Here is a 4,857-nt window from a genome sequence, read left to right as displayed (position 1 = left end):
TCTGGCCGCCCAAGGGCGCTACCAGAAAACCAAAGAAGTCGAAGAGGGCGAGATCAAGCTCTACCAGCGCGGGCTCGGGACACTTTTTCTAGTCAACCAGCGCGAGCAAGCCACGGCGGAGGCTGCCAGCCTGCTCATTGATATTCAGGTAGAGTACGAGCAGGCCCGTGCGGCGCTTCGTGCGGCGAGTATGGAATTTTAGAATTTTTTAGAACTTTAAGGAAAGAAACGAAATGTACTGTCCCATGTGTAGCACTCCTCTACGCGCCGTCGAGCGCCAAGGGATTCCGATAGATTTCTGCCCCGGTTGCCAAGGTGTCTGGCTAGACCAAGGTGAGCTCGATGAGCTGATCCGCCGTGAGGCAAGCGAGGCCCTGCTTCAGGGACAGCGCCTTCTCAAAAGCCAGCGCAATGCCCGTGCCTACGATCGCGTCGATTACGATGCGCCTGCGCCTGCGCCTGCCCTGAACTTTGCCCTTCGCCCTAACTCGGAGATCCGACGATAGCTACCTCACATCACCACCATCACCCAACGCCGATGGCGCGCCTGCTGAAACTTCTCAGCGAGGACAAGAGCGATCTGGGCGTCCTTGCGGTCTACACGGTTGTCGTCGGCTTGCTGGGACTTGCCATGCCCCTTGCGGTGCAGTCCCTGGTCAACTCAGTGGCAGCCAGTACGGTGCAGCCGCTTGTAGTGCTCTCGCTGATCGTCTTGCTGGGCCTGCTGGCGGCAGGGTGGCTCTCACTCTTGCAGCTCTCGCTAGTGGAGACGCTCCAGCAGCGCCTCTTTGCACGCTCTGCCTTAAAGATCGCCCGCAATCTCATCCACAGCACCTCGCGGGCGCTCTATGGCACCTACGCTCCCGAGCTGGCGAACCGCTTTTTTGACGTGCTCACGGTTCAGAAGTCTCTTGCGAAGCTCCTGCTCGACGGGCTCACGGCAGCGTTACAAGCCGCGGTCGGACTGATCGTGCTGGCATTCTATGATAAGAGCGGCCTGCTACTGGGCTTTGATGTCTTCGTGCTGCTGGTCATCGGGTTTGTGATCTTCCCACTAGGAATCCATGGCCTACGCACCAGTCTTGCCGAGTCGGCGGAGAAGTACCATCTGGCAGGCTGGCTTCAAGAGCTCGCGAGATGTCGCATGAGCTTCAAGCTACACGGCACTCCCGAGTTTCTCTTAGCACGCGCGGAAGACCGCGTGGCCGCATGGCTTACCGAGCGGCGACGGCACTTTATCGTCACGTTTCGTCAGGAGGCGGGCAACCAGCTCTTCACGGCACTAGCCAGCACGGGTGTTCTCGCGATCGGCGGCTATCTAGTGGTGCAGCGCGAGATTACGCTAGGGCAGCTGATCGCCTCGCAGCTGATCGTCGCCAATGTATTAAAAGGCACCGACAAGCTTCTGCGTCAGGCCGAGACGCTCTACGATCTGCTCACGGGCCTCGACAAGACAGGCTATCTGACGGATCTAGAAACCGAGCGCGAAGGTGGCCATGAGATCCCAGTTTCGTCGTTGGGTGGCGCAAAAGTGCTTCTGCACGACGTGCACTTTACCTACCCTGGTCCGGGGGGACGCGAGGTGCTCTCGGGCCTCAATCTTAGCCTGGAGCCGGGCGAGCGCATCAGCCTCGTGGGAGCAAGCGGCACGGGCAAGTCCACGCTGGCCTCACTTCTGGGAGGGCTGGAGGAGGCAAGCTTCGGGCTGATCGAGCTCAATGGCGTGGAGCTACGCGGAGCGTCTCTGAGCTGCTTGCGCGACCGGGTCAATATCATGTCCTACGAGGACGCGATCTTCGAGGGCACGATTGAGGAAAATATCTGCATGGGCCGCACCGGAATCTCTTCCGAGCAGGTGCGCTGGGCCATCACGCTGGCACAGTGCGTGGACGAGATCGCGGCGCTCCCCGAGGGTCTTCAGACCCGCTTGGTTCCCGGCGGCGGCAATCTCTCGCGCGGACAAGCACAGCGAATTCTGATTGCCCGTGCGATTGTGGATAAGCCAGAGCTGCTGATCTTTGATGAGGCCTTTACGGGCCTCGACGAGAACACGACACTGGCAATCCTCGATGGGCTTTTCGCGCCCGAGAACCCTTGGACTATTATTGACATCTCACACGAAGGCCCCGTCGTGACCCGTGCCAGCAAGATCTACGTCTTAGCGGGCGGCAAGATCGTCGAGAGCGGCAGCCCCCAGGAGCTAGCGGCGACGCCCGGTAGCGAGTTTGTGCGGCTCTTCCCCCTACTCAGCCGCATGCTACGAGGAGCACTCTAAGTGACGACTCCCTCCGCTAAAGCAGAGAGCTTCTAAAATTATGTCTAAGACACAATCCCAAAAACACAATGCTCTGACTTCAGGCTTCTTGCAGAACGCTCGACGCTTCCGTCCACGTTAACCTGCAAAGGCACCGTCCGTGCCCCAAGTACAACTCGAAAGTTGCACAAACACTACAAGACGCGAAGATTTTACCTGGCAAACGATGCGTCGCACTCAAATGTAGTTCCTTGCCAGAACCCCGAGGAATCTTCTGTATACTAGGTGTGACGAGTAGATACTCCAGCAAAAGTGAAAACCCGGAAAGCAAAGAAGCAAAGATTTGAAAAATACTCTTAAAAAAGGATGCCGATTCCCCTGTCGCCTAAAGACGACAGTCCCCTCGGTCGTTTAACTATGGCAAATGCTTCGTCAAGTGGACACTCGTCCTCGCAAAAAGAGCTGGATCAGCGCACCCAGCGCCTAGTCCCCAGTCGCCCCGGTAAGCGCCGGATCGTGATCACGCTGCTCACCACTGTCGCGATTCTCACGGCGATTCTCAGGTTTACTCCGTTCCAGCAGACGGTGATCGGCAATGGAAAAGTCGGGGTATTCACCGTGATGGACCGTCCACAGACCGTGGACGCCCAGATCGGAGGACGGCTGGTATCCTGGAACGTCAATGAGGGCCAGAGCGTCAAAAAAGGCCAGCTTCTGGGCGAGATCGAGGACACCGAGTCGCGGTTTCTCTCGCAGAATCGCTACAAACTCATTGACAAGCAGCTCACGGCCCAGCGTCAGCGCAAGGCTGAGGGTGAGCAACGCATCGCGGAGATTGAGGCGCAGCTAGTCTCGCTTGAAGGCTCACGCGGTGCCCAGATCCCCGCGGCCTCGGAGCGCCAGGGACAGGCACGCAACCGGCTTGGTGTTGCACAACAAAACGTGGTCGTCGCGCAGAAAGCACTAGATGCCACCAGGCAGGTCGCCACAAAGCAGGCGGAGCAGCGCATCACCCAGGCCACACAGCGCATCGCCCAAGCCAAAGACCGCAAAAAGCAAGCAGAGCAAACCATTGATGCGGACAAAGTCTCGCTGGATGTCAACCGTATCCAGAAAGAGCGTCTTGCGGAGCTTCTCAAAGACGGCTTGCGCTCCCAGCGCGAGTTTGAGCTGGCGGAGCAGGCATTTGTCGCCGCCGAAGTCAAGCTGACCCAGTCCAGGCTCGCCGTGGAGATCGCGCAAAAAGAGATACTTAACGCGGAGGCGGATCTGAGGTTCGCTAAGGCCACGGGCATCCAGGCCGATATTGATGTGCAGCGGGCCATGGCACAAGTCCTCTCCGCCCGAGAGGCACTCGCCTCCGCCCAGCGCGACGTGACGGTCTTTGGCTTTGAGCAGACCCGCGTGGACGCGGACACCTCAGCGGCACTGAGCCGGGAGCGGGCGAACTTGCAGCAGGTCAAAGAGAGCCTCGCGGCAATCACCGATAGCATCGCAAAAGCCGAGCTGGAGCGAGAGAACATGCAGGCACGCGTCGCCCAGCAAAAAATCTTCGCGCCGTCGTCAGGGCGTGTCTCACGCATCGGCAAGACTATCGGCCCCGGCCAGACCGTCAAGAAAGACGATGTGCTCCTAGAGATCGTCCCCGAGACGCTCGATCAGGCTGTGGAGCTGGTGCTCAGCGGCTTTGATGCACCGCTTGTCACGGTGGGTCGCAAAGCCCGGCTCCAATTCAATGGCTTCCCCGCCGTGCAGATTCAGGGCTTCCCTCAGGCCGCCGTGGGAACTTTTGCGGGCGTGGTCACCAACATGGACCCCGCAGACGATGGCTCAGGCCGCGTGCGCGTCTGGATTCAGCCCGACACAGAGCTTATCGCTGCGGGTAAAGAGGCAGCCTGGCCCCCCTCTCTTCGTCTGCGCCCCGGCATAGACACCATTGGCTGGGTACAGCTCGACACCGTTCCACTCTGGTACGAGCTCTGGCGACAGTTCAACGCCTTCCCCGCCAACTACACCGATGCCGCAAAGCCCTCGGAGAGTAAAGATGGTAAGGAGAAAAAATCTGCCAAGCCCTTCAAGGACGGCGATATTAAACTTCCCAAACGATAGTCACTCACAGACAAAAAGCCACGAGCCGCCTACGGAAACAGGTGGCTCGTGGCTTTGATAAACGCGAAGTTTCTCTATTTCTCGGGGTTCGTCTTCGAGGGCCTTGAGATCGAGAAACCAGAATTTTTCGGGGCAGAAAAAAGACTCTCTGGAAAGAACGTGTTTTTGGATTGAGTCAGGCTGGATCGTACGACGATTTCCTTTACCTTTACCTTGTCAGGAACTCGGATAGACAGAGCCCCCTTGTTGACGACAACAAAGCCATCACGTCTACTAGGCCATACCCTATCAAAAGACTCTCTTGCTCGGTACCCTAACGCATTCCCGATACGATAAAACTCTTCTTCGGCTTCTTCAGGAGAGTAGCCCGAAACAGAGCCTCCCCTGTAGAGATTCGGATGAATTTGCACCAATGCATGCTGTTGTACAGTGACAGGCCAGTCTGGGGTCGTGTTATCGACGCAAGGGTTTAAGGAAGCAGCAACTATATAGAG

At 58.0% G+C, this 4,857-nt stretch carries 4 protein-coding genes and 1 pseudogene; 4 read left to right on the top strand and 1 reads right to left on the bottom strand.

Annotation, left to right across the window (positions count from 1 at the left end; genetic code table 11):
* The 4 genes and pseudogenes from RMO15_RS12660 to RMO15_RS12645 form a co-directional block, all read left to right on the top strand.
* Window positions 1–202 (top strand): annotated as a pseudogene (locus RMO15_RS12660) (hypothetical protein); the annotation flags it as partial.
* A gap of 31 nt (window positions 203–233) precedes the next feature.
* A complete protein-coding gene (locus tag RMO15_RS12655; protein ID WP_309712950.1) occupies window positions 234–506 on the top strand; it encodes a zf-TFIIB domain-containing protein in 273 nt (90 codons plus the stop codon).
* A gap of 32 nt (window positions 507–538) precedes the next feature.
* A complete protein-coding gene (locus RMO15_RS12650; protein ID WP_309712945.1) occupies window positions 539–2,275 on the top strand; it encodes an ATP-binding cassette domain-containing protein in 1,737 nt (578 codons plus the stop codon).
* 396 nt (window positions 2,276–2,671) lie between these two features.
* Entirely contained in the window at window positions 2,672–4,363 is a 1,692-nt protein-coding gene (locus RMO15_RS12645; RefSeq protein WP_309712942.1) for a biotin/lipoyl-binding protein, read from the top strand.
* A gap of 74 nt (window positions 4,364–4,437) precedes the next feature.
* Here the strand turns inward: RMO15_RS12645 and RMO15_RS12640 are convergent.
* On the bottom strand, window positions 4,438–4,857 hold a 420-nt coding region (locus RMO15_RS12640; RefSeq protein ID WP_309712939.1), incomplete at its 5' end, for a hypothetical protein.

This window comes from Armatimonas sp. (assembly GCF_031410135.1).
Lineage (GTDB): Bacteria > Armatimonadota > Armatimonadia > Armatimonadales > Armatimonadaceae > Armatimonas.
This window is presented reverse-complemented; position numbering and strand designations above follow the sequence as displayed.

Coding starts and splice junctions, on each gene's coding strand:
- RMO15_RS12655 (WP_309712950.1), top strand. CDS start 234: ATGTACTGTCCCATGTGTAGCACTCCTCTACGCGCCGTCGAGCGCCAA.
- RMO15_RS12650 (WP_309712945.1), top strand. CDS start 539: ATGGCGCGCCTGCTGAAACTTCTCAGCGAGGACAAGAGCGATCTGGGC.
- RMO15_RS12645 (WP_309712942.1), top strand. CDS start 2,672: ATGGCAAATGCTTCGTCAAGTGGACACTCGTCCTCGCAAAAAGAGCTG.